This window comes from Oceaniferula spumae (assembly GCF_042849255.1).
Classification (GTDB): Bacteria; Verrucomicrobiota; Verrucomicrobiia; order Verrucomicrobiales; family Akkermansiaceae; genus Oceaniferula; species Oceaniferula spumae.
On sequence record NZ_AP026866.1, the window covers coordinates 3,382,111 to 3,405,365 of the forward strand.

A 23,255-nucleotide genomic window follows, 5' to 3' on the forward strand; every position below is an offset into this window, starting at 1 on the left:
GATACACATGGGCAGGTCGATAGACTATCTTATTCCGCGCTTCGTGCCGACCACTCTGGTTCAAGAATCGAATAAACGGCGAGGTCCACAAAGTGATCATAGAGTCGCTCCCCGTCACGGGCGATACCTTCTTGTTGGAAACCCAAGCGTTCAGGAATGGCCCGGCTGGCCAAGTTGTCGACAGCAGCCATCAACACGACGCGATGAAGTTTGCGCGTGTGAATGGCGTAGTCCACGGCGGCCTTGACCGCCATCGTCATCAGACCTTGACCTTGCTGTCCAGCATCGAGCCAATAGCCGACGCTGGTATTTCTATTCTGTTCGTCAATACGGTGAAACCCGAGTCTGCCAACGATCTTGCCATGATAAACGAGCACAAACTCGGGGCAGTCATGGATTCCTGCTTGTAGCGAATCAAGGTGTTGCCTGATAGCATCTGAAGATTGAACACCATCGACCCACGGCATCCACTGACGTAGGTATTCCCGATTCCGGTCGACTACAGCAAATGTTTCCTCAGCGTCATCAGGGTTGGTTAGACGGAGGTGGAAATTTTCGTTGATGGGAAGTTTCATGTGTAATTATTGGTATGAGTCGAGAAGAAAGCGAATTTCCTTCATAAGCGCTTCCGTCATGTTCGAATGCGACAGTTCAAGTTCGCGGTGGATATCTTGCAGGTCAGATTTAGAGGGCGTCATCCAGAACTTCCGTTCTCCGTAAACCCAGCGTTGTAGCCAAAAAACTCCACACTTGTTTACTTCCTTTGAGTTGTGACGGCAAAAACTGATGGCATGTGCCACAGCTTCCCACCTGCTTTGTAGTAGAAGTAAATTGGCGAAGTAAATGGATTGGCGTTCGGAGAGGTCGTCTCTCTGAAAGTAGGGTGTGATTTTGGCAGAAAGTGGCGGACTATTGCAAAGAGCGATGTAAGCGGCTTTGCTAATTTGTAGGGAATGGTTAGTGACTTTTTTTAGGATATGATCCTCGCAGTTGTCTATCACCTCAGCGGGCAGCGCGGACAGTCCAGCGGCAACGATGCGTGGGTTTTCTTCCTTTAGCCATCGCTTGGCGTGATCTGCTACGATTGGAGAACCAATTTCCGTTAAGCCTGCTAGCGCAGCTATACGGGTAGATATATTGGGTGATTCAAGTTTCCGTTGATAATGGAGTTCCATATCTACATCAGAATGCTCTTTAAGGTGAAATCGAGCAAAGTTTCTAACGGAAGCTGAGCGGTCACAAAGAGCATCCAATAGCTCATCGTGCATGCATTCAGGCTGGTCGGTCATTAAGAGGCGAAGGCGTTCTAGCCGAGCTGGTGCCCATTTCTTAGTTTTTACTAAATCTAAGAGTTTAGTCCTAACCCTTTGGTCGAGTCGGGGGAGAATATCGCGCATGGTTCTGAAGCAGACATAAGGATCACTGCAGGCACATAAGGCCTGCAAATCAGAATAGTTGAGTGATTGATGCGTGTGCCACATCACCTCTGCTGCATACCGCCTGGTGCGGCTGTTTCCAGATTCAAGTTGAAGGTGGAGCTCATTGCTAGGGATTCGTTCGCGAAGTAATGGAAACAACGTTTTTGAGAGTGAAATGTCCCCATGTCTCTGACCGTGTGAAACCCGATCAAATACGATCCAAACTTTCATTAATTCATCGGTATTGATGCGGGCGATGATGTTCACCGCTGTGTCTCTCGCGGAGATTCGAATAGGGCTTACCCAGTCGTTGCAGCGGATTAGGGCAATGGCGAGTGCCACGGGTTCATAGTGATTTGCCAGAGCGGTAACAGCGCGTTCGCGAGTATATCCATTCGGATGGCAAGCCAGGATGCAGAGCTCAAATAGACTTGGCTTCTGTTTCCAATCGGTTGTCTCATTAATGTTCCATCCTGCGTAAGATATGGAAGATCGTAATCGCTCATCAAGTTTGGGAAGATCTTCGCAAGGAAGCTTCCGTAAGCACGGCAAGCAGGTGTTTTCGATGAGCTCTTTCTGAGCATTATTCCCATAGAGGAAGATGGACATTATATTGATGAGATCCTCGATTGTGCCATTTTCAGAAATGATATTCAGAAGCGTGCGAAATTTCTCAAGATTACGTTTTTGAGAAAACAGCTTATTGTTGTTTCGCACCAGCGACCACAATGCGGTGTGCATATCTGGTTCTGTAGTTAGGTTATTCATGTAGAGATTTAATGGTTTAACGGCTCTTTTTCTTTTCGCGTATTTAGCGTTTTTCGCGGTAAAAAAAACTATCCTTCCTCCTGATGCAGGTCTTGCCTCACCCTTCGGCGTTCGGCGCGGTGCTGGATTTGGCGTTGTTGTTTGGGAGTGAGGATGTCTTCCTTGCGCCACGGGCCGCGGTGTTTGTTGCCGGCCATGATACAGCCTAGGGGATGGATTTTGGCGATGACTTCGGCGAGGCCGAACTCTTCGATCTGGGCGGTGACGTGATCGGCGTTCTTATAGGCGATGGGGGTTTCGCTCAGGTCAGGGTCGCCGCAGTACCAGCGGACGTCGATGTCCTTGGTGTAGTGGCGGATTGCGTTGCGTTGAGATGCTTCGTCAGGGAACTGGCGCTTGAGAGCAGTGCGGGAGATGTTTCGCCCGGCTCCATGCGGAGCGAAGGAGAGATGCTCTTCATTGTCAGAGCCTAACACCATCAGAATGGGTTCTGCCATATTGAGTGGGATAAGTCCTAACAGAGGGTTGCCGTTGTCGTCTTTCCATGCTGGAGTAGCACCTTTTCCGTGGTAGTAGGTGTTTCCTCGTTTCCAGACGAAGTTGTGTTCGTTACCAAACTCAGCGACGGCTTCGCTGCCGATGCGTTCTAGGAAGCGGGTGTGGATGGCCTGATGGTTCGCTCTGGTCCAGCGACCTACGTATTGCAGTGCCTCCCAGTATTCTTGACCGATTTCCGAATCAGCCTCTAGCCAAGCGGCAGCGCTAGGGATATGATTTCCAATTCTTGCTGTATGTTTCACGGCGGCAATCTGGCCGCGCTTGTAGAGCTTCGCTCCAAGTCCGCGCGAACCATGGTGAGTCACCAGCACACGCAGTGTGAGTGGTTCCTGTGCAGGACCTTCGCGATGGCTGTGTGCTTGCTCGAAGTGCTTGGCCAACTGTTCATGACCATTACTCCGGAGTTTTTCGATGAGTTTGTTAGAAATGTCGACCTCGCCGAGGTAAGCAAAGTGGTTGCCGTCACCTTGATCCGCGATGTGGACTTTTGCCCAGTCGTATAGACCGTTGAGGAATTTATTATCCCAGACGTCCTCATCTAACACCGGGTGGTGAACAAGGTCGTCCATATGCCGACCGCCTGGGCCGAATCGGGTAGCTGTCGTGAGGGCGTCCAGTTCACTGGCCACCTCACTACGAGGATGGTAAAAGGTCGCATACATCGAGCAGCAAACATCGGCCGAGTGAGCACTTGGGATGATTGCATTTTCGACCGCAATAGCTCCACCTACCGGTATCACTGCCTTACCCATGGAGGCGGGGCAGGCGTCCGGCATGATGGCACCACGTGAGATCACGGGAGTCTTGAGAAGCTCATCCATTTTCTGGCGTACGGAGGCGACGTTCTTTTTCTCCTCCTTGGTTTCTGGGCGGATCGCCTCGGAATAGGGGGCAGGCTTGTCACGCATGATTGCCTTTGGCGGCGGTGGAGTGAAGTCGCGCTTGAGGAGCTTGAGCATGTATTTGGCATCATGGATGCCGCGAGCTTGATACTCGTCGATTTTAATCAGCATCTCAGCGATCTGCGGTCCGGCTTCCCAGCCTGCGTCGATGAGGTCTTGTCCTGTGAGGGGTTTCATAATGTTAAATGGGTGGACCGCGAAATACACTTTATGCACGCAAGGCTGAGTGATTTTAGCTTGCGCAAGATTGGTTCAGTTATGAAGGAAATCTTTTGCGTAGTTAGCGTATTTCGCGGTTGTTATTTGGTTTTGTTAGGTAGAAAGACATTCCAGTCTTCGATGCCGTGTTGGTTTTGGAGAGTGAGGGTGATGGGGACCGCACGTGGAATTTCAGGCTTCCGAATCAGGCGTAGTCCTGCCTCGGAAGGTGTGCGGTCGGCCTTGCGGGTGTTGATTTTCCGGCAGGCCAGCACGCAGTTTTCCCAGGAGGTTTCACCACCGCGCGATTGAGGTAAAATGTGGTCGATGTTCCCTTCCTCCCTGCTGAGCAAACGTCCGCTGTATTGGCACCTGCCACCGTCCCTGTGCCAGAGGTTTCTGGCGCTGAGGCGAGGCCTGTGCATCGGCACATCGGCGTAGCGTGAAAGCACGAGCACCGTGGGGGCACGTACTGGACCGCGGGCAGTCCCAATGCTGAGGTCGCCCTCGCGCACTGGCAGCGTCAACCAGGTTTTCCAATCGACGGGCACCATCCAATCGAGATGTTGGATGTCGAGACCGGTCGCGGCATCGCTGGCCATTTGACCGTATGCCTGGGCCGGAGTGGTGACGGAGATCGCCTGCCAGTTCCGATTCAGAACGAGCACGGTGTTTTTGTGGAGAATGGACATTTTTTCAGTAGTTGGTGGTAAGTGGTAGGTAGTCAGTATGTTTTCAGGGTATGGGTGTTCGTTTCAAATGTTGGTGTTGAACAATGCTGACACAGGGGTGCCAGTGTGGAGGAGAGTTGGCGCAGCCGGGGTTGAACCGGCGTCCTCCCGCTTATAAGGCGGGCGCTCTTACCGCAGCTGAGCTATGCGCCGTTTGCAAAATGAGATCGGCACATGATGGCGCCCGGGGGTGGAGTCGAACCACCATTGACGGATTCAAAATCCGTTGTCTTGACCATTAGACGACCCGGGAGCAATCAGGTAGCGGGTGCCGGTATGTCGGCTTCGTGTACAGATCTCTGCACAGAGTGAGATCCTTGCGGAAAATTCAAATGGCTGCGTCAGTGCGCAGCAGGGGAGCCCGCAGTGGGCTACTCAACTTTTTTCAACAGCGGCAGCACCGCCTTGTAAACATGGGCGGCGACAATCGCCTGGCCCTTGACATTAGGGTGGATGCCATCGGGGAGATTGAGGTTTTTATCAGCGGCCACTCCCTCAAGTAAAAAGGGCAAGGTGGTTACATTTTTTTGGGCTGCTACCTCGCCAAATACTTTGCGGAATGATTCCGTATAATTTTTTCCCATGTTCTCCGGCATTTGCATCCCAGTAAGCAAGATTTGCGCCTTTGGGTGTTTTTTTCTAACAATATCGATAATACTGGCGAGGTTCTCACCGCTGACTTTGGCTGGAATCCCACGCAGGCCGTCGTTTCCGCCTAGAGCGATGACGAGGAGATCAATGGGTTGTTTGGCAAGCACAGCGATTCTGCGCACACCTCCGCTGGTGGTGTCTCCACTCAATCCAGCGTTGATGACTTTGATGTCATGACCGTCGGCCTTGGCCAGCTTCTGGATGATGGCCGGGTAGGCTTCCGATTTTTTAAGCCCGTAACCAGCTGTGATGCTATCGCCTAGAAAGACCACACGGGTGGCTTGATCCTGGGCTTGGACTGTTATCACGGAAGCTAGACCGAGGACCAAACCTGTGATCAGGGCAAAAAATAAAGACGATCTTGGGAAAAGGTGTATCATGGTCTATCTGGTAAGCGTCGTAGCAACCTATACTCATCCTATCATTTAGCTAGAAATTCATGGCCACACTTCATCCGAAATCGATTTTATCTACGAGAGAACTCACCAAAACCTATCAGAGCGGCGATCATTCACTAACCGTTTTGGATCGCGTAAGTATTGATGTGCCAGAGGGCGCCACCGCGGCGATCGTCGGTCCCTCAGGAAGTGGAAAGACGACCTTGCTAGGTCTCTGCGCCGGACTCGACCGATCCACCAGCGGTTCGGTGGAGCTAGGTGGTCAGAATATTTCAGGATTTAATGAGGACCAACGGGCAAAACTCCGCAGCGAATCTGTGGGGTTCATTTTTCAAAACTTTCAGCTCATGCCGACGCTCACTGCCTTGGAAAACGTCTTGGTTCCCGGTGAACTGAGCGGCACCAGCAATGGCAGTTTGATAGACCGAGCGGCAGCTCTGTTGGAACGTGTAGGACTGGGCGAGCGGAAGGAGCATTACCCGAATCAACTCTCCGGTGGTGAGCAGCAGCGAGTGGCGATTGCCAGGGCGTTTATTCATCAGCCGAAGATTCTCTTTGCTGACGAGCCAACGGGCAACCTTGATGAGGAAGCCAGCGCTCTGGTGGAAACGATGCTATTTGACCTCAACAGGGAATCCGGCACCGCTTTGGTGATAGTGACCCACGATCTGGACCTTGCTGAAAAGGCATCCCTGGTGTTCCGACTGAAGGGCGGAAAGTTGATCGAATAATCGTCTAACCATCCTATCGATGCTGAGTTTACTGAAACATCTCTTTAGCGCCTGGGCTTGGAAAATGGCATGGCGCGATAGTCGTCCTGTGCGTTGGAAACTGCTTTTATTTTCGGCCTCGATCGTTTTCGGAGTGGCGGCGCTGGTGACCATTGGATCACTGCGTGAAAATCTAACGAAGTCTGTCAGTTCGCAGGCGAAATCATTGTTGGGTGCGGATCTGATGGTGTCCTCCCGTGAGCCGTATACGGATCAAACAAAAGAGTTTATTGAGAACATCAAGGATCAGGGTGGAGCCGAGGCCAAGGAGATTACGTTTACCACGATGTTGGCCGTTGGGGATGGATCTACGCCCAAGCTCGTCAGCGTGCGTGGGCTGGAGCCGGCGTTTCCATTTTACGGTAAGGTGAAAACCGAACCGGAGGACGCGTGGGAAAAAGTCCAGCAATCGCCGGGGCTCATCGTTGAAGCTTCATTTTTAAAACGCATGAATGCGCAGGTGGGCGATCTTGCTCGCCTGGGCGATAAAGAGCTTCCGATCATGGGTGTGCTGATGCAGGCCCCTCCTTCAGGATCTGGCTTCGCTGCGCTGTCGCCGACCGTGGTTACCTCAATCGACGTAATCGAGAACTCGGGTTTACTGGGCGCTAGAAGTATGGTTTTTTACCGCTCGTATTTCCAACTGCCAACTGGATTGGAGGCGGAAGCATTGATCGAAGACAATGAGGAGCTCTTCGTGGAGCAGCGACTTCGCAAGGTCACATCCAAAAAGCGTAGTGAAAATGTGGAGAAGGCGATCAACAGGCTCTACCTGTTCTTTAACCTGATCGGATTCAGCGCACTATTTCTCGGAGGCATCGGCGTGGCAGGGGCGATCCATATTCACATTTCAGAGCGGCTTCAGAGTGTGGCAACTCTCCGCTGTTTGGGCTGCTCCGCGGCGCGTGCATTTGCTGTTTATTTGGCGCAGAGCATTGCCATGGGAGTGGTGGGCACCGTTGCCGGAATCGTCATGGGATGTGCCTTTGTTTACCTGCTGAAATTTGTTGTCGCCAGCCTGCCAGCCGGAATGATTCCATTCGCCGTCGAGGTGGCACCAGACTGGCTGGTGATCGCGAAGGCGGGTGTTGTAGGACTATTGATCTGCATCAGTTTTGCCCTGCTGCCGCTGCTGGCTGTTAGGAAAGTAAGTCCGTTGGCCGCACTACGCCGCGAGGAAACAGCCATGTCGAATAAGAGCTCTCTCCGCTGGGTGGTAATCCTGGGTTTAGTAGTTCTGGCATTTTTGCTGACTTGGATGGATTCACATGATGCCGTCAATGGCTGGAAAACAGCGCTCGGATACATCGCATTCCTTGGCTTTGCCTTTATCTTCCTCACACTTGCAGGCAAATTCTTACGCTGGTTGACCAAGCTGGTATCCAGACCGTCGTGGCCGTTTGTTATTCGTCAGGGGATTGCCAGTTTGTACCGACCCAATAATCAAACCGGACTTTTCATGGTATCCATTGGTCTGGGCACGTTCCTGATTTTCACGTTGGTCCTGATGCAGAGCATTCTGTTGCAATGGCTGGATCCTGTTAGGATGGAAAACAAACCGAATATTTTCCTCGTGGATGTTCCGCCCGAAGAAAGCACGGCAGTGAACCAGCTCATCACCGACAGTGGCGTGAAGGCGTTAGGAAATGCTCCGATCATTACGATGCGCTTGACCGAAATCAAAGGTCGGCCAGTAGCGGAACTCACAGGACCGCAATCGACCGCTGAAAGGCGAATACCGAGGTGGATCTTGCGCCGCGAATTCCGCTCAACTTATCGAGGTGAACTCACCGAAACGGAAAAACTAACAGCGGGGGAATGGACAGGTCCGAGCGTCAGTCTCCACCCCGGCGAAGCCATTCCTGTGAGCTTCGAGGAAAAAATTGCCGAGGATCTGGGGGTGAAAGTTGGCGATGAAGTGACGGTGAGTCTGGAAGGGTTTGGAGAAACCAAGAAATTGAAAATTGCCAGCTTGCGAGAAGTCGATTGGCGAAGCATGGATCTTAATTTCTTCATCGTATTCCCTCCGGGAACCATTGATGACTACGTCTCCTTCAACGTCATGGCTGCCCACTCACCAGATGATGAGTCCACGGCCGTTTTGCAGCAGGCGGTGTTCAAGCGACTGCCTTTTGTCAATAGCATCGACCTCAGTCTGATTTTGAAAACAGTGCAATCGGTGTTAGCAGCGGCGAGTAAAACCGTGCAGATCATGGCTCTGTTTACCGTGGTCACCGGTGGAATCGTCCTGTTGGCTTCGATACTCGCTGGCCGCAGAATACGGATTCGAGAGAGTGTTTTGCTGAGAACGCTGGGAGCCAGTCGGGCTCAGATTTCTCAGATCCTCGCGGTTGAGTATACTTTGTTAGCCATGATGGCCACACTAGCAGGCTCTGCCTTGGCGTTGGTGGCCAGCCTGTTATTGGGTCGGCTTGTATTTGACGGCGAAGCGTATTCGGTTCCCTGGCTGCAGCTAGGAGCGGGCATCGGTCTCGTCATAGCGATCACGGTAGTCATGGGCATGTTGCTGAGTCGTGGTGTGGCTAGCAGGCCGCCACTTCAAATTCTCCGTTCTGAGTCGGGTGGTTAAAGGTGGTACTCGTGCCGGGGCTTGAACCCGGTTCATCCGATAGAAAGTCGGAAGTGTTACCCATACACCACACGAGCAATAGAAATTGGTTGGGAAAACTGGACTCGAACCAGCAACCTCCCGCTCCCAAGGCGGGCGCGCTACCATTGCGCTACTTCCCAATAAAAGTGGTTGGCCCACAGGGAATCGAACCCTGATCAGCCGGTTAAAAGCCGGCTGCTCTACCGTTGAGCTATAGACCAGTTAGAAAAGTGGCGGAGTTCCGAGGACTCGAACCTCATTCCTGTTCAAGTAGGAACGTATTGTTTAGCAAACAAACCCGGCACGCCTGTCCGGTTGAAACTCCATGGTATCTGCGGCGGGATTCGAACTCGCACTGGACCGATTCTGAGTCGGTTGCCTCTACCCGTTGGGCTACGCAGACGTTAAGATGGCACTCCCAGCGGGACTTGAACCCGCAACCTCCGATTTAGAAGATCGGTGCTCTAAGTCCATTGAGCTACAGGAGTGAAGAATGGTATGAGATGGAGGGCTTGAACCCCTTGACGTCCTGCCCGCTGTTTAACGTCGGTGGCTTCGTAGACCACTGCGGGGACATCTCATGTTGGAAAATGGTGCGCTATCTCGGTATCGAACCGAGGTATCCAGTTTGGAAGACTGGCGTTCTGCCATTGAACTAATAACGCGTTAGATTGGATGCCTCTGCGGGGATCGCACCCGCCGGTCTCTGCTTTGCAGGCAGGCCAGTTCACTAGCTCTGGTCAGAGGCAGTTAGATGGAGGGATCAGTGGGATTTGCACCCACACCGCGGCTTTCACAGAGCCGAATGCGAACTATTACACTATGATCCCAAGTATAGAAATTGGCAGAGGGTGGAGGAGTCGAACCCCTAGGACGCAATGCCTACCACGGTTTTCAAAACCGCTTGCCGACCGTTCAGCGGCACGCTCTGTAGTAAAAAATGGTCCTCCTGCCAGGTAGCGCGCCTAGGTCTTCCGCTTATCAGGCGAATGCTCTACTTTTGAGCTACAGGAGAATGGCACTTCCACATGGTTCCGCCCCATGAATTCCGGATTAACAGTCCGGCGTGATGCTGTTTCACTATGGAAGTATAGAAAGTGGTGAGTGTGGAAGGACTTGCACCTACTCAGCCCGAAGGCATCAGATTTACAGTCTGACCCGGCTCTCTAACTCCGGCGCACACTCAATAATGGTGGTGAGGGCGGGAATTGCCGTCGTCCACTCTGGCTGTGCGGATGTGTAACAATGCTCCTCCGCATTGTTAATGAAGAGGAGATCGTGATACACGATATAAACGCGCTGAACCCGCGTGGATGGGCTTATGAGACCCATCAGGAAACCAACGTCCACCTCACGGTTTGATAGAAAATAAAATAGAAGGTTGAGAAGGACACCTTCCTCACAGAATCTCGCGCTGGATTATCGCCGTGTTGCGAACACGGCCTTCACAGCTCTTCCACATCACAGAGTCACGGGGACTCACATGATGTATTTCTGCATGGCTGCCTTTGATATGGGAGTGGCGTTTCTCCCTGCCTGATTTGCTACTCGATGTTCCGCCTACCGTCTACCTTGCGGGCAGTAAAGGGGGATTACCCCACCGTGCGGCTTTCCATCAACCCGCGGGAACCTTGCGGGTTCCTTTGGGCCCTGATTACTGAAGTCAGTTCAGGGTTTAAGCCATTTTCACAAGTCAGTGGACGCGTCTTTGCGTTTGTTAGGAACTATACCAGGATTCGAACCTGGACTGGCAGATTATTAGTCTGCTGCGTGGCCGTTCACGCGCTACAGTAAAACTTACCCTTCTGGAAGACGTGCACGTCCGGTAGTTTTGTCGCCTTTTGGGAGACAAAATGCTACACGCCTTATGCCCCAGCTGCTGTCACAGCTGAAACGGTCTTCGAGATGCAGGTGTCGGTTATTACACCCTTACCTCTGGACTGCCATCATGCCCTCAGCGATCAGGCCTTGAACATCATGACTCCCCTTCATCCTCATCTGTCGTTGTTTGCGTAGGAACTCTGCGGGGTGCTAGACCCGCCCACTGCTTGAGCATTTGCCATCAGCCGTGGGAGCGTTCCCCAACTTCCAGCATAGTTCCAGTCGGCTCTTTACCGCTCTGAAACTTACAGGACTGGGTTTGCTTGGTTGTCCCCGCATACGAAGTATACAGGGCGGACGGACAGGGTTGCCGTCCCTTTACGTGTCTTTCAACACGCCTATCTATTGATGCCAAGCCACCAGTTATAAAAACTCAGGATTTAAGGTTCAGGCTTTGGCGGGTGACTACACACACAAGATAGCCACCAAACAACGGACCAAAGCTGAACCCTAAATCCTAAATTTAAAATGAGCACGCCGCTCATGGTTATCTCAGGTGAGCCTAGATTGGGAATCCTGACTGCACGTTGATGAGCGGCGTGCTTCATTCATATTTTGAATAACCACAACGGGAATGAACAAGGCAACTGCTGATCTAGCTGATGCAGAACCTCGGGGAAACTGCTCAGCACTCCTTTTGTTAACGTGTTAATTGATCACTTTCTAAAGACAGGAGTCGAGCGTTCCAAGATGGTGCCACATAGGCGAGATTGGCGGTGCAGCCTTGCTCCGACCACGGAGCGGTTTTATTTTTATTGAAACGAACACCCTTGCCGCTCCTTGGTGGAGCCACAGCCGCGGGTTTTCCCGGCGGACGTTTCGGTGTTTCTGGCACACCTCCCTGAAAAGCCTGTTGTATGCGCTCACAGGGGAAGGTTTATATAAACTCAACGAGATATAATAACTCTGAGTTCAGGCACAGTGGTGCCGTGCTTGACCGAGGGGGAGTTTAAAGATAGTATGCAATCTCAGTGAGGTGATCGCTTACCTTGTTCTTCAAACAGCTCGGTCAGGCTTTGCCTTCCCAGGTCGTCACCAGTTACAGCTGGTGGCGGCCGTTTTGTTTGTGGGCTATGGAATTGGTTGATTAGTTAATTAATTGGTCATTGGACATTCATTGTCGACCGCAGGCGGCCTTTGGTTTGGAGTTTGGAGTTTGAAACATTGCGTTTCGTGAAATTTGGGCATAAAAAATCCCGCTTCCTCGGTGAGGGGCGGGTCTGCATGCGGGTATTATCCCTTGATATTGCTACGATTGAACGTATTTCAATGATCTATGCAGACCGTGGACCTCCTTTCTCGGTTGTGGCTATCTCGATGCCGTTATCCAGTTTCAAACTGGACATAATGTGCGTGGAGTTATGATTGCGACGCTGGGATCCTTGGGACGGATAAGACTCCTGACACCCAATGGATGATCCTGATACATCGCCACAAGCGGACACCTTCCAAGCTCCCCGAATAAGGGGCATGGTGGATGGTCTTGTTGATGCGAATGTGGACATGGGATGAGTATCGTAAGAAGGTTTCGAATAAGTTGGTTGTTGGCTCCGTTCGGAGGAGTTCGTGGTAGATGTCATAAGAAGATATAACTTGCAACATCTAAATGATACAAAATTGATATTTGTTTTGTATCAAGATATATCGATGGGTTTTTATGTTAGGTGTGATGGCTCCTGATGCGTTGTGTTTTCAAGTGATTCGCTACATTTGAGCTACGTGTTGTGTTCGCTGCTGGGGGTGTGTTAGGGTTGACTTTTCAACGTGATTTACGTGAGATGCTGGAATCAAACCCAGATCATTATGAAACAAGCATACCTATTCAGTCTCGCCGCTACACTCACATTCGCAGCCTGTGGTCCATCTGGCTCAGGGAATAGTGCGTGGAACGCTGCCGTATCTGCAAGCTACCAAGGATTAAACACCGTAGCTGACACATCATCGGTGAGTATTCCTGTTCTGCAGTCAAAGTCATTTGCAGCCAGCTGGGGCAAACCTAAGGTTGAGGTCAATGCCGCCGGCGGGTACAGGCTGAGCTACAGCGATCCCAGTCAGCCGTTCAATCGAATGGAGATTTACGGGAGTGCGAGCGCTCTACCCTCTTTGTCCAGTCCTCCAAAGTTAGAGTCCGAGGAAATGGTCGACGGCGAACTTAGCATGGTGGAGTCAGCCCAGTCATGGCGCACAGTCACGATCGCGGGGAAAACTGTGCGTTTTTACAAGGTTTCTAACAGTGGCGGTGCCGATGGGGCTTACTACTCAACCGAAGGGTTCTCACTTACTGGGCCAGATGGGAAAGTCGGTCACTACCGTCTGGTCGCGGAGGCTGGTGATGATGAGTCATCTGTGCGCCGACGCTTTTCATCGGCCGGATTCTAATCCTCCTTACAGACCTAAGGTGATGTGGATTTCCTGACCCTGGATTTCCACATCCTTAAGAAGCAGCTTCGCGGCTGCTTTTTTTGTATCTGTAGCTCGGAGCTTATAGACGGGGTATTTTTCCAACCGTTGGCGGGCATACTGCGATGCCAGTAAGGTGATCTTGTCCTCGTATTTGTCCGGAAGGCCATCGAGCTCAAAACGATCAAACTCGGTATCAGTCAGGTAGAATGATTGAGTTTCCTGATCGTAACGCAACCCGCAGGTCACTGTGATTCCACCTCTGAGAGTTTTCGGCTGATCGTTTATTTTGATGACGAGTGAAGCATCCAGACCTACTTGTACTCGGTCGGTATCTGGCAGCAAGGTCACCTGCGGGTTTGAGTAGGTGAGTTGGAAAATGATGAGCGCAGATTTGGTGATTGGAAATTTTTCGTTGAGAGTGTCGTCGATTTGCTCTTGCGTGATGACTACCTCGTATCGCTTGCCTTTGAAATAGGCGTAGGTGCCTGCCAGTGCGATTGCTAGCAGGATGATGAGGGTTATGAGCGCCTTTTTCATGGGGCTGTCGGCAGCTTGCTAAGCCGCTCTACTTTTTACGGATCAGGACCACGCCGTTCGAGTCGGTGCCTTCGTCGCCGTAGATGTGGGCTTTGATTTTAAATGAGGCACCGGTCTCGTAGTTTTTCACGTGGATGCGGTAGGTGTTGTTCTTTGCCTGCGAGCCAGTGAAGCCGTGATGCATGTCTTTTCCTACCGGATCGGTGTCGTTTCTGACGACTTCAATGCCATCGATGTCGAGGCGCTCTCCGCCGCCAGTGTATTGGAAGGTGATGATGTAGATGCCATTGGAATTGATGTGGCCGGTGGCGTCGAAGGTGACGACTTTGGCTTTTTTATCTCCCACCTGACCGGATTTCCACTTGCCGATGACTTTGCCGTGTTTGGCAAATTTGTTAGATGAGTCGACGTGCTGATACAGCAGACTGCGGCGTTGGTTGTTCGGTCCGAATGTGGCTGCTCGGAACTGATCTATTTTAGCCACGTTGATCGAGCCGTTGAGAGCTTTGGAGTCGGCTGTGGGTGCTGAACCGTCGAGGGTATAACGAATGGTGCCTCCGGCGATAGCGGGGGTGGCGGACAGTGTGTAGGTCTTCTCGGGGTTCGGCTTAATGCTGACCTCGGGCACTGGGATGCGATACTGGTAATCGAGAACCGTGTATCGGGCTAACATGGTGCTCATTCTGCCGCTGAAGTTGTCGTAATCTCGTGACTCTTTATTCGTCCAGCAGACTTCTGCCAGCGCGGCCATGCGTGGCAGGCTGAGGTAATCGACGTAGGCCTCCGACGCCGTGGTGCCTTTGCCGGGTTTGTCGGCGAGGGTTTTGGTATTGTGGAGAAACTGATCGGTCCAAATACACCCGTTAACTCCGAGAATATTCTTCGCTTCGGCTGCTGTCAGTCCGTTGGGGACCGGGTGCCACTGGTAAGATTTTTCCAAGGAGATAGGTGGGATCCATCCGGCTGTTGGTGGTTCACCCGGCAGTTTGCTTTCTGCGACATCGAAGTAAGCGTGACCGGTCAGCGACATAACCACCGGATTGCCACGCTTGGCTCCATCGACGGCTGTTTTGGGTTTATGCCAAGTCATGATGCCGGCATCGGAGCTGACACCGCAGTGGAGGATTTCATCCCAGCCGATGATGCGGCGACCTTTGGTTTTAAGAAACTTTTCCACGCGCGTGGTCATCCACCCTTGGAGTTCGTGCTCGGATTTCAGGCCCTCCTTTTTCATTCGTTCCTGGCAGTCAGGGCATTTTTTCCAGCGCGAGTATTTCGCCTCGTCACCGCCGATGTGGATGTATTTTCCAGGGAAAAGCTCGCAGACTTCGGTGAACACGTCTTCAAGAAATGTCCACGTCGTTTCCTTGCCGGCGCAGTAGAGGTCTTGGGAAATGAAGTGTCTGGTCGGAACTTGGAACTGTTTACCAAAGCAACCGAGGTGAGGGTAGGCGACCAATGCAGGCAGAGTGTGCGCTGGAAGCTCGATCTCCGGCACGATGGTGATGTTTCGCGCCGCGGCGTAGGCGACGATCTCCTTGATATCTTCCTGAGTGTAGAATCCGCCGTAACGATTCTCGCCCTCACCACGAAAGCCGCCGATCTCAGTGAGCTTCGGGTATTTCTTAATCTCAATGCGCCAGCCGGCATCATCGATGAGGTGCCAGTGCAGGGTGTTCAGCTTGTGCAGCGCCATCATATCGAGGTAGCGTTTCACATATTCCTTGGTGAAGAAGTAGCGTGAGACATCGAGCATCATGCCGCGCCATGGGAAGGCGGGGGTGTCTTTGATCGAACAAGCAGTGGCGGTCCATGTGACGTTGGATGCTTTTTCGGACGAGTGAATCTGCGGTGGGAAAAGCTGGAGAATAGTGCGAGTAGCGTTGAAAAGTCCCCGTGCTGTTGGTGCGGATGCGGTGATTTCACCATCGGCCACGGTGAGGACATAGCCTTCCTCTTTCAGGTTCTTTAAATTCGACTGGATGGTTAGCAAGATGGAGTTGCCGCCTCGCTTGTCCGATTGTGAAACGGGAAGGTCAAAGCCTGTGGCGGGTCGGAGGCCCAGAGCTAAAAGTTCTGCCACGGCCTTGCCGCCATTGCCATCATAACGAATCTGGGTTGAGGCATTTAGAACAAATGGTTTGTCCGCGATGAGTCGGAGTTCCTGTGGTTTAGGCACTATGGATGGTGCCTTGGCGATGACGCTGGCGAAAGGAGTTAAGAGGGCGCAGAGTATAAGAATGGCTTTCATGGAGATATAGGCGGCTGAATACGTGGTTACATTGGAATCCTTTTCAATGCGAAGCAAGTGAAGTTGTGGCGCACAATAATGATGATCAGATTGTTAACTTGTCTGAATGTTTTGGTGCTCATAGAATTGCTCTTGTGATCAAGCGAATGATGAGCCAAAGGTCTGTGTGTATTCTGGGCGCAGTATTTTTACTGGTTGCCGCTCTGGTCGGTTGGAAAGTCAGGCATGAGAAATCGGAGCTGCGCCCTAAGCTAGCTCTGCGCGATGCCCCCGACTTACGCAGTCTGTCTCGCTCGAACCGTGCCGAAGACCGGCATCGTGCTAAGAAACTCAAGGCGGATTACGATGCGATCTTTGCCGCTGTCTTGGAAAGAAACCCGGGTCTGGTGCCTAAATGGAAATCGGTTCCGGATGAGGAGAATGGTTTTTTGCATTGGCTGCTGTTTCTTGAAAAATCTCGAGGAACGGACGGCATGGCTTCGTTCGATTTTCCGGAGGATGTCAGTGAGATTCTTTCTGACCCAGAGAAGTGGAATGCAGAAATTATTAAGGCCTATGTTGAAAAACATGCTGATTTGTTAGAAGAGCTCACACGGATCGGATTACTGACCGGGCAATCGACTTATGGGATTTCTCCGGACAGGTGGTCGTTTATGGAGGCTAACATAGCCAAGCAGAGTGCAGAAATTCTCTGTGCCGATGCACGTTTGGCAGCTGAATCCGGTGATGGCGATCGAGCGTTGCTTAGAATAAAGGCAGTCATCGGTTTGTCGAATCATCAAGGGTTGGTTGAAACCCCCACGTTAATTGCAGCCACTGTTGCCATTCTGGTTAAGCTTACGGCTCTAGAAGAAAGTATGAACCACGTGCTTCCGGCATTGGATTTGAAACAAGAGGATTATGCCCAGTGGCGGCAAGTGCTTTCGCCAGACCCGATGATGAAGTTTACCGACTTTCTGAGGGGGGAGGGTTACGGGGGAATGAGGGGTTTGGTGATTCCAGTCGTTTCTAACAACACTGATTTTTCTGAGAAAGATCACATTCCAGATCCTGATGCCTTGTATGATGCGATAACACAAGGATACCTGCATGCCATGAAACGTGCAGAGAGCACAAGCTATCTGGATCACTGGCAGCATCATGTTGGGGAACGTTGGTTCACGGAAACGCCAGAAAATCTGTCAGATCAGTCGGTGGAAATCTACCATACACTCAATATGGGGTGGGACGTATATTCAAAAGGATGGGCGCGGGCGGTTGCACTATTCAGGCGCTATGATGCAGCTTTTGCCATTCTGGAAGGTAGAGAGCCGCCTATGGAAGTATTAACAGGGAAACCGTTTGTGTATGATTCCCAGACTCGCGTTCTGGACTTTCCAGATGAGGAAATATTGGAAGGGATTAAGGCGGATGAACTCAAGCTGCCTTGATCCAATTCTGGGCGCTTTGGAGGTTGCATCGCAGTGATTAATACGACAGGTTGAGCCTTTGGATATGGCCCTCCTAATGTGCGAGAAGAACACAGCCGATAAGTTGAGTAAGCACTGCCGCCTTCACCTAATCCCGAAACCTCAGCCGAGCGAACAATCATGAATCTTAAAAAATCTATTCTGACCTGTGTCTTGTTGACCATCGTTGCACTGTTCGAGTGCAAAGCCGCCGGATCTTATGCAATCGTCGTCAGGGAGAAAGTGGCCACTGACCCGGAGTGGAAAAAGGTGGTTGAGGAACTCCGGGCGAAGCACGCCGGAGCTGTGACCGTTCATTGGGAAAATGATCTCACTGATGCGTTGCCTAAGTTGCAAGAGATCCACCCATCCTTCACATGTTTCGTCACGCCCTGCACCGAGTCGGGGCCCGGTTTCGTGGCGCAGGTTCACCGACTGACCCGACAGTATGACGATGATATCTACACCGACACGCGCTGGGGAATTGTCACCGGCTACGATGCCGCCTCAGCGCTGAAGCTGGTAAAGTTTGATCAACCCATCACCGTGAAAAAAGTCAGCTCAGGCACCGAGTTTGCCATGGAGATGGTAGAGCAGGGAATTTGGTATGATGAGCTGGTTAAAAATAAAACTGTTAGTAAACAGACAGCAGAAGGTGAGGTTGTAGAAGGCGAGTGTCCCACGGATACTACGCAGTTGATTGCCGACACTCTCAGTGATTGGAAATCCGATCTTTTCATCACTTCTGGCCATGGATTCAAACAAGGCTGGCAGATTGGTTTTAGATACAAAAACGGACATTTCCAGTCCAAGGATGGTCAGTTGTTTGGCAAGGACACCACTGGCAAAATATTTCCAATCAACTCAGATCACCCGCGGGTGTATCTTCCAATCGGGAACTGCTCGATCGGGTGTGTGGAAAATGAAAATGCTTACACCATCGCCATGATGAAGAGTGCCGGTGTGAAGGGGATGATCGGCTACACGGTGCCGACTTGGTATGGCTACGCAGGTTGGGGCATGCTGGACTATTTTGTCGAACAGCCGGGGCGTTACACCTTGAACGAAGCATTCTTGGCGAACCAGCTAGCTTTGGTGCATCGCCTCGAAACGTCATTTCCAGGAGCCATGAAAATGAGCCCTAATCCTGGGAAAACCTCGAGAGCTCATTCACCCTTAACTCCTGCGGGAAAGGCACTGGGCGTCAAGCAGTCTGATGCTCCAGGATTACTTCATGATCGCGACGTACTGGCTTATTATGGAGACCCAGCGCTGCAAGCCATAATGAGTTCCCGCACCCCTGCCTACGATCAGAAATTAACAAAAGACGGTGATGTCTACACCCTGACGGTGACGGGTAAACGAGGAGAGAAATCGTTCGCTCCTGTGAATACCAACGGCTCTCAACGTGGAGGCCGGCCGATCATTCAGCTCCTGCCGAGGCGAGTCGGTCAGGTAGAAATACTCGATGGAAAAGAGCATGCCCCAGTTGTGGCCGACGACTTTATTCTCATCCCCAACCCGGGTGTGGGGGAGGGGATGACATTACGCTTCCGCGCCAAGGCCATCGAGAGACCTTAATGATGGCTCCTACTGAGTATCGTTTTGCTTTTTGTTCCGCTCGGCTTCGATTTCTGCGCGTTTAGCTTCGGCCATTTTACCAAAACGCTTTTGCATTTCGGCATCACGATCCAATACAGTGCGTGCATCGCCTGTGATCGCTTTCATGTCTTCGGCTAGTTTGGCCTGACTGTCTGGATCATCGACGGTGGGGTCGACTCCCAGTTGCTTGCTGGCCTCGTCCACTTGGTCTTTGCGTACAGCTATTTTATCCAAAGCTTGATCGTAGGTGTCTAGAATTTCGCCGGTATCGGTCCCTTTCTGGACACTCTCTACGATGCCCGCGGTATCATCCCAGTATTTCTGAGCGATAGCTCGGTTGTCAGCGGAATATCCATACCAACCTGCAGCGCCACCGAAAATAGTTAGAAAGCTGGCAACGGTAGTAACCCGTGCGATTTTACGACGACGAGCTTGCCGAGCCTCACGTTCGGCAAAAGCTTGGTTGAGCATGGCATCATACTCAGCCTCATCAAATCCGTCACCATGTTCATGGCTTATTTTGATAGATTCTGTATCAGGTTTTTTCTGCTCAGGGACTACATTTTGAGTGGTGGGCCTGACTGCCTGTGCAGTCGCTTGAACTGTGTTCGGCTGGGCTGCTTGAGGAATCGGAGCGATGCTCTCTGTCGGTGTCTGATTTACAGGATCATCCATTTCAGCGGCTGCAGCAGCTGCGTTGATAGCGGCTTGCACGTCCGGATCATAGCTGGACGGCATGGGGTTTACATCGTTGTTAGGTGGTTGTTGTTGCATGGCAACAGGTAGACTAACCATAAATATCGAACCATTTCAATAATTAAGACATCTTAAACAAAGTTTCATAACCTATTGTAAATACAGGTAATGTTGCCCGATGTTAGTCACAATATTAGCGATTTTGGGCTTTTGACTAACAAAACTAAGATTTTGAAATCTGCTGTGAATCTAACACAGTGGGCCAGAAAATAGGGCTCTGAATCGGCGTCTAACTACCCTTTACCATATTCGCTCGCGATCTTCTTCGCGGATGCCACCGTGTTGCGGTGTAGTTTCGCGGTGAGGTCCGGCTGGCGGTTGTAGCCCCCGCCATAGAGGATGGCGAGTGGGATGCGGTTCTTGATGAAGGCGCGGATGATGACGTCATCACGGCGTTGCATGTCGGCCACGGTTAGCATCATATTTCCCAATAAATCGTTAGAGTGATTGTCGGCGCCGGCGACCCAGATGACTAGATCTGGGTTAAAGACATCGAGTGCTCCGGCGAGGGTGTTGAAGAGTTGTTTGAGATACATGTCCCCTTCGACGTATCTAACGGTCTCTACGTCCATGTTGCCATTGAACTTGGTTTTTGTGCCAGTGGTTTGGCCGACGTGGATGGAATAGGTGAATACGCGGGGATCGTCGCTCAGCAGACTGTTGGTGCCATTGCCTTGGGCGGCATCGGTGTCGACCACCATGATGCGGATGCCCGGTTGTTTCTCTTGTAAATCACGGATCGCGATGGCGACGTCATTGAACACACAGAATGCTTCGCCACGTCCCTTGAATGCGTGGTGTGTTCCTCCTGCCAAGCACACAGCTACCCCTTCTGCCAGCGCCGCATGGCAAGTCTGGCGGGTGGCTTCGGCTTCAGTGGCACAGCGTGCGAAGAGCTTGGCGTTGACTGGCAGACCAAGCGCGATCTGCTCCTTCCTATCAAGGGCGCCGTGATAGATTTTTGAGAGATATTCTCCCTCGTGCACGCGCTTGAGTACGTGGAGGTCTGTCTGGGTGACATCGATGATTTCCTCCGGTTTCAGAATTCCATTTTGCAGCAGCATATCACGACTGGCCGAGAACTTGTCCTTGGGGAAAGGATGGTTGGCCGGGAGATCGAGATCGAGGTCGGATGAATAAAAGCAGCGCATTTCAGATGAATCTAGGGGGCGGGTAGGGGAAATCCTACGATAGGAATTCTAGTGTGAAAGCGCAAACTTGGAAGATTGAAGTTTGAACAATGCGGTATGCCAGATAAATAGGGGCGCGGTCACCGCTTCAAAATTATGCAAAAACAGTCGATCTTCATGAAGAGTCCCTTTTTCAACCGTCCGTTTAGGTCTGTGGCTATGGCTTCTGCCGTGGTTTCACTCAGTGTCGGGCTAGTGGGCGTGTCCGTCGCGCAGGAGTCTAAGGATGCCAAAAAAACAGCCAAGCCTGCCAAGGAGGAAAAACCCAAGGTCGTGAGTAAGCAGGCCAGTGTGACCATCGATGGCCAGAAGATTGAATACACAGCCACCACCTCGCGGCTGGTATTGAAAACTGATGATGGAAAACCCCGCGCCTCCATCTTCCACGTCGCCTACACTCGCAATGGAGTGAAGGATCCCTCAAAGCGCCCGGTCCTTTTTGCTTTCAATGGTGGGCCTGGCTCTTCAGCCGTATGGTTGCACATCGGAGCGCTCGGGCCACGGATCTTGGCGACATCGCCAGATGGCACCAAAGCACTTGCTCCCCCCGTCACGGTGGGCGAGAACCCGCAGTCGATCCTCGACGTTGCCGACCTCGTTTTTATTGATCCCGTTTCAACAGGTTACTCTCGCTCTGAGGATAAAAAGGAAAACTTCCACGGTGTCGAGCAGGACATCCGATCAGTGGGCGACTTCATTCGCCGTTGGGTGACTGAAAACAAACGCTGGGGGTCACCAAAATATTTGTTAGGCGAGAGCTATGGTGGTGTGCGAGCTGCTGGGCTTTCCAATGAATTGCAGAGCCGTTACGGCATGAGCCTGAACGGAGTCGTGATGCTTTCAAGCCTGGTTGATTTCCGAACACTGAATCCCGGTGATGGTGATGATCTTGCTTACATTGCATTTTTGCCGACCTACACAGCCGTCGCCCATTATCACGGCAAGCTCAAGGGCAACCGTGACGAGTTGGTCAAGCGTGCCGATAAGTTTGCCAAAGGCGAATACGCAACCGCGCTGCTGAAAGGATACACCATCACTGCAGAAGAGCGCCAAAAGATAGCGGCAGAACTCTCCGCTCTGACATCTCTGCCCGTTGAGTTGATTTTACGTTACGATTTACGCATTTATCCATCGAGATTCCGCAAGGAGCTTCTGCGTAAGGAGAATATCGTTCTGGGCCGATTCGATGCACGCACCGCATGGCCAGCCGCTGACAAAGCTGGGGATATGCCGAGATACGATCCATCATTCTCTGTCGCCAAAGGAGCCTTCTCCACAGCGATGTTAGAATACTTGGGGAATGAACTTGGCTGGATGGAGGAGCGTCCTTACGAGATCCTCGCCAATGTAGGAGGATGGGACTGGGGTCGGAAAAACAGCATTGTAAATATGTCATCATACCTCGCTGCGGCGATGCGTGACAACCCGGATCTACGAGTTCTGATTCAGTGTGGCCACGCGGATATGGCAACACCAGCCGGAGGAATCCTGCATTCCTTTGATCACCTTCCTGTGGCTGAACCTCTGCGGAAAAACATCAGTGTAAGATGGTATGAGGCCGGCCACATGTTTTATCTCAATGAGCCCGATCTTGTAAAGATGCGCAAGGATCTGGTAGAGTTCATTACGGAATAGTGACCGGTGCGCCGTGAGCGATGAATCGTGTCACGATCTAGATATGGAAAACGAATCCACAGAATCAAGCAGGCCGCCGCAAATGCCGGTGGTCCCTGATGTGAATCCATATCTAACTCCTGCGCAGCCACCGATGCTTCCCCAAGCCCATGCGGTTGGCATGGATGCGAATGGCGTAACTCAGGACGAGCGCACCATGGGGATGTTGATGCACCTGTTAGGACTGCTGACCGGGTTCATCGGTATTCTGATCCTCTGGTTGGTGAAGAAAGATCAGTCCAGATTCATCGACTTCCACGGTCGTGAAGCGCTGAACTTCATGATCAGCATGTTTCTCTACACGATGTCACTACTTGCCCTCGCTCTAGTTGTCGGTGTGGTGACCATGGGCATAGGCATCATGCTGATTATCCCGATTATCATGCTACTCAGCATCGGGCAGATCGTTTGTGAAGTGATGGCATGCATCGCTGCCAACCGAGGTGATTGGCACCGCTACCCAATGACTATCCGGATGATTCCGGATGCCAAGTAGACGCAGCCATCA

The 23,255-nt window shown here is 51.7% G+C and carries 16 protein-coding genes and 10 tRNA genes; 7 read left to right on the forward strand and 19 right to left on the reverse strand.

All coding sequences use genetic code 11. The features are described from left to right. Nucleotides 1–29 precede the first annotated feature (29 nt). From ACSPJT_RS14300 to ACSPJT_RS14325, 6 genes are all read right to left on the reverse strand, one after another. Complete coding sequence (locus ACSPJT_RS14300; RefSeq protein ID WP_435893243.1) at nt 30–575, reverse strand: GNAT family N-acetyltransferase; 546 nt, start codon at nt 573–575, stop codon at nt 30–32. 6 nt (nt 576–581) lie between these two features. Beyond that, the gene (locus ACSPJT_RS14305) at nt 582–2,186 is read right to left on the reverse strand and encodes a HEAT repeat domain-containing protein (protein ID WP_435893244.1); all 1,605 of its coding nucleotides are present in this window, start codon (nt 2,184–2,186) and stop codon (nt 582–584) included. Nucleotides 2,187–2,254: 68 nt separating this feature from the next. Next, on the reverse strand, nt 2,255–3,823 hold the full coding sequence (locus ACSPJT_RS14310) for an RtcB family protein (protein WP_435893245.1): 1,569 nt from the start codon (nt 3,821–3,823) through the stop codon (nt 2,255–2,257). A 122-nt stretch (nt 3,824–3,945) separates the two neighbouring features. Then, nucleotides 3,946–4,536, reverse strand: a complete 591-nt coding sequence (locus ACSPJT_RS14315; RefSeq protein WP_435893246.1) for an HNH endonuclease — start codon at nt 4,534–4,536, stop codon at nt 3,946–3,948. A gap of 116 nt (nt 4,537–4,652) precedes the next feature. After that, nucleotides 4,653–4,728, reverse strand: a tRNA-Ile gene (locus ACSPJT_RS14320). Nucleotides 4,729–4,946: 218 nt separating this feature from the next. Continuing rightward, nucleotides 4,947–5,606, reverse strand: a complete 660-nt coding sequence (locus ACSPJT_RS14325) for an arylesterase (RefSeq protein ID WP_435893247.1) — start codon at nt 5,604–5,606, stop codon at nt 4,947–4,949. 59 nt (nt 5,607–5,665) lie between these two features. Between ACSPJT_RS14325 and ACSPJT_RS14330 the strand changes: the two genes are divergently transcribed. Together ACSPJT_RS14330 and ACSPJT_RS14335 are read left to right on the forward strand one after the other, a co-directional pair. Next, nucleotides 5,666–6,355: an ABC transporter ATP-binding protein gene (locus tag ACSPJT_RS14330; RefSeq protein ID WP_435893248.1), complete on the forward strand. Its 690-nt coding sequence runs from the start codon at nt 5,666–5,668 to the stop codon at nt 6,353–6,355. A 19-nt stretch (nt 6,356–6,374) separates the two neighbouring features. Then, complete coding sequence (locus ACSPJT_RS14335; protein ID WP_435893249.1) at nt 6,375–8,984, forward strand: ABC transporter permease; 2,610 nt, start codon at nt 6,375–6,377, stop codon at nt 8,982–8,984. 3 nt (nt 8,985–8,987) lie between these two features. Here ACSPJT_RS14335 and ACSPJT_RS14340 read toward each other — a convergent pair. From ACSPJT_RS14340 to ACSPJT_RS14380, 9 genes are all read right to left on the reverse strand, one after another. Then, nucleotides 8,988–9,061, reverse strand: a tRNA-Glu gene (locus ACSPJT_RS14340). Between the two features lie 9 nt (nt 9,062–9,070). Continuing rightward, nucleotides 9,071–9,145: transfer RNA gene (locus tag ACSPJT_RS14345), tRNA-Pro, on the reverse strand. 7 nt (nt 9,146–9,152) lie between these two features. After that, a tRNA-Lys gene (locus ACSPJT_RS14350) sits at nt 9,153–9,226 on the reverse strand. Between the two features lie 105 nt (nt 9,227–9,331). Beyond that, nucleotides 9,332–9,408, reverse strand: a tRNA-Leu gene (locus ACSPJT_RS14355). A gap of 7 nt (nt 9,409–9,415) precedes the next feature. Continuing rightward, nucleotides 9,416–9,493 (reverse strand) — tRNA-Arg (locus ACSPJT_RS14360). 103 nt (nt 9,494–9,596) lie between these two features. Next, nucleotides 9,597–9,670, reverse strand: a tRNA-Gly gene (locus tag ACSPJT_RS14365). A gap of 7 nt (nt 9,671–9,677) precedes the next feature. Further along, nucleotides 9,678–9,754, reverse strand: a tRNA-Cys gene (locus ACSPJT_RS14370). 6 nt (nt 9,755–9,760) lie between these two features. Then, nucleotides 9,761–9,835: transfer RNA gene (locus ACSPJT_RS14375), tRNA-His, on the reverse strand. Nucleotides 9,836–10,103: 268 nt separating this feature from the next. Continuing rightward, nucleotides 10,104–10,190: transfer RNA gene (locus ACSPJT_RS14380), tRNA-Tyr, on the reverse strand. A 2,499-nt stretch (nt 10,191–12,689) separates the two neighbouring features. On the opposite strand from ACSPJT_RS14380, the gene ACSPJT_RS14385 reads away from it, so the two are divergent. Further along, the gene (locus ACSPJT_RS14385) at nt 12,690–13,265 is read left to right on the forward strand and encodes a hypothetical protein (RefSeq protein WP_435893250.1); all 576 of its coding nucleotides are present in this window, start codon (nt 12,690–12,692) and stop codon (nt 13,263–13,265) included. 6 nt (nt 13,266–13,271) lie between these two features. Here the strand turns inward: ACSPJT_RS14385 and ACSPJT_RS14390 are convergent, their stop codons facing one another. After that, on the reverse strand, nt 13,272–13,826 hold the full coding sequence (locus ACSPJT_RS14390) for a DUF1439 domain-containing protein (protein ID WP_435893251.1): 555 nt from the start codon (nt 13,824–13,826) through the stop codon (nt 13,272–13,274). Nucleotides 13,827–13,854: 28 nt separating this feature from the next. Further along, nucleotides 13,855–16,077 carry a beta-N-acetylhexosaminidase gene (locus ACSPJT_RS14395; protein ID WP_435893252.1) on the reverse strand — a complete coding sequence of 741 codons (2,223 nt, stop codon included), beginning with the start codon at nt 16,075–16,077 and terminating at the stop codon, nt 13,855–13,857. A 65-nt stretch (nt 16,078–16,142) separates the two neighbouring features. Here ACSPJT_RS14395 and ACSPJT_RS14400 point away from each other — a divergent pair, with 65 nt between their 5' ends. Together ACSPJT_RS14400 and ACSPJT_RS14405 are read left to right on the forward strand one after the other, a co-directional pair. Further along, nucleotides 16,143–17,507 carry a hypothetical protein gene (locus ACSPJT_RS14400; protein WP_435893253.1) on the forward strand — a complete coding sequence of 455 codons (1,365 nt, stop codon included), beginning with the start codon at nt 16,143–16,145 and terminating at the stop codon, nt 17,505–17,507. A gap of 159 nt (nt 17,508–17,666) precedes the next feature. Then, nucleotides 17,667–19,106, forward strand: a complete 1,440-nt coding sequence (locus ACSPJT_RS14405; protein WP_435893254.1) for a hypothetical protein — start codon at nt 17,667–17,669, stop codon at nt 19,104–19,106. 9 nt (nt 19,107–19,115) lie between these two features. On the opposite strand, the gene ACSPJT_RS14410 is transcribed toward ACSPJT_RS14405, so the two are convergent. Both ACSPJT_RS14410 and ACSPJT_RS14415 read right to left on the reverse strand, forming a co-directional pair. Next, nucleotides 19,116–19,901, reverse strand: coding sequence for a hypothetical protein (locus tag ACSPJT_RS14410; RefSeq protein WP_435893255.1), 786 nt, complete (start codon nt 19,899–19,901; stop codon nt 19,116–19,118). 215 nt (nt 19,902–20,116) lie between these two features. After that, nucleotides 20,117–21,034: a histone deacetylase family protein gene (locus ACSPJT_RS14415; protein WP_435893256.1), complete on the reverse strand. Its 918-nt coding sequence runs from the start codon at nt 21,032–21,034 to the stop codon at nt 20,117–20,119. A 156-nt stretch (nt 21,035–21,190) separates the two neighbouring features. Here ACSPJT_RS14415 and ACSPJT_RS14420 point away from each other — a divergent pair, with 156 nt between their 5' ends. Next, nucleotides 21,191–22,708 (forward strand): S10 family peptidase, encoded by a 1,518-nt coding sequence (locus ACSPJT_RS14420; protein WP_435893257.1) that lies wholly within the window; start codon nt 21,191–21,193, stop codon nt 22,706–22,708. Nucleotides 22,709–22,751: 43 nt separating this feature from the next. Beyond that, nucleotides 22,752–23,243 (forward strand): DUF4870 domain-containing protein, encoded by a 492-nt coding sequence (locus ACSPJT_RS14425; protein WP_435893258.1) that lies wholly within the window; start codon nt 22,752–22,754, stop codon nt 23,241–23,243. The last annotated feature ends 12 nt before the right edge of the window (nt 23,244–23,255 follow it).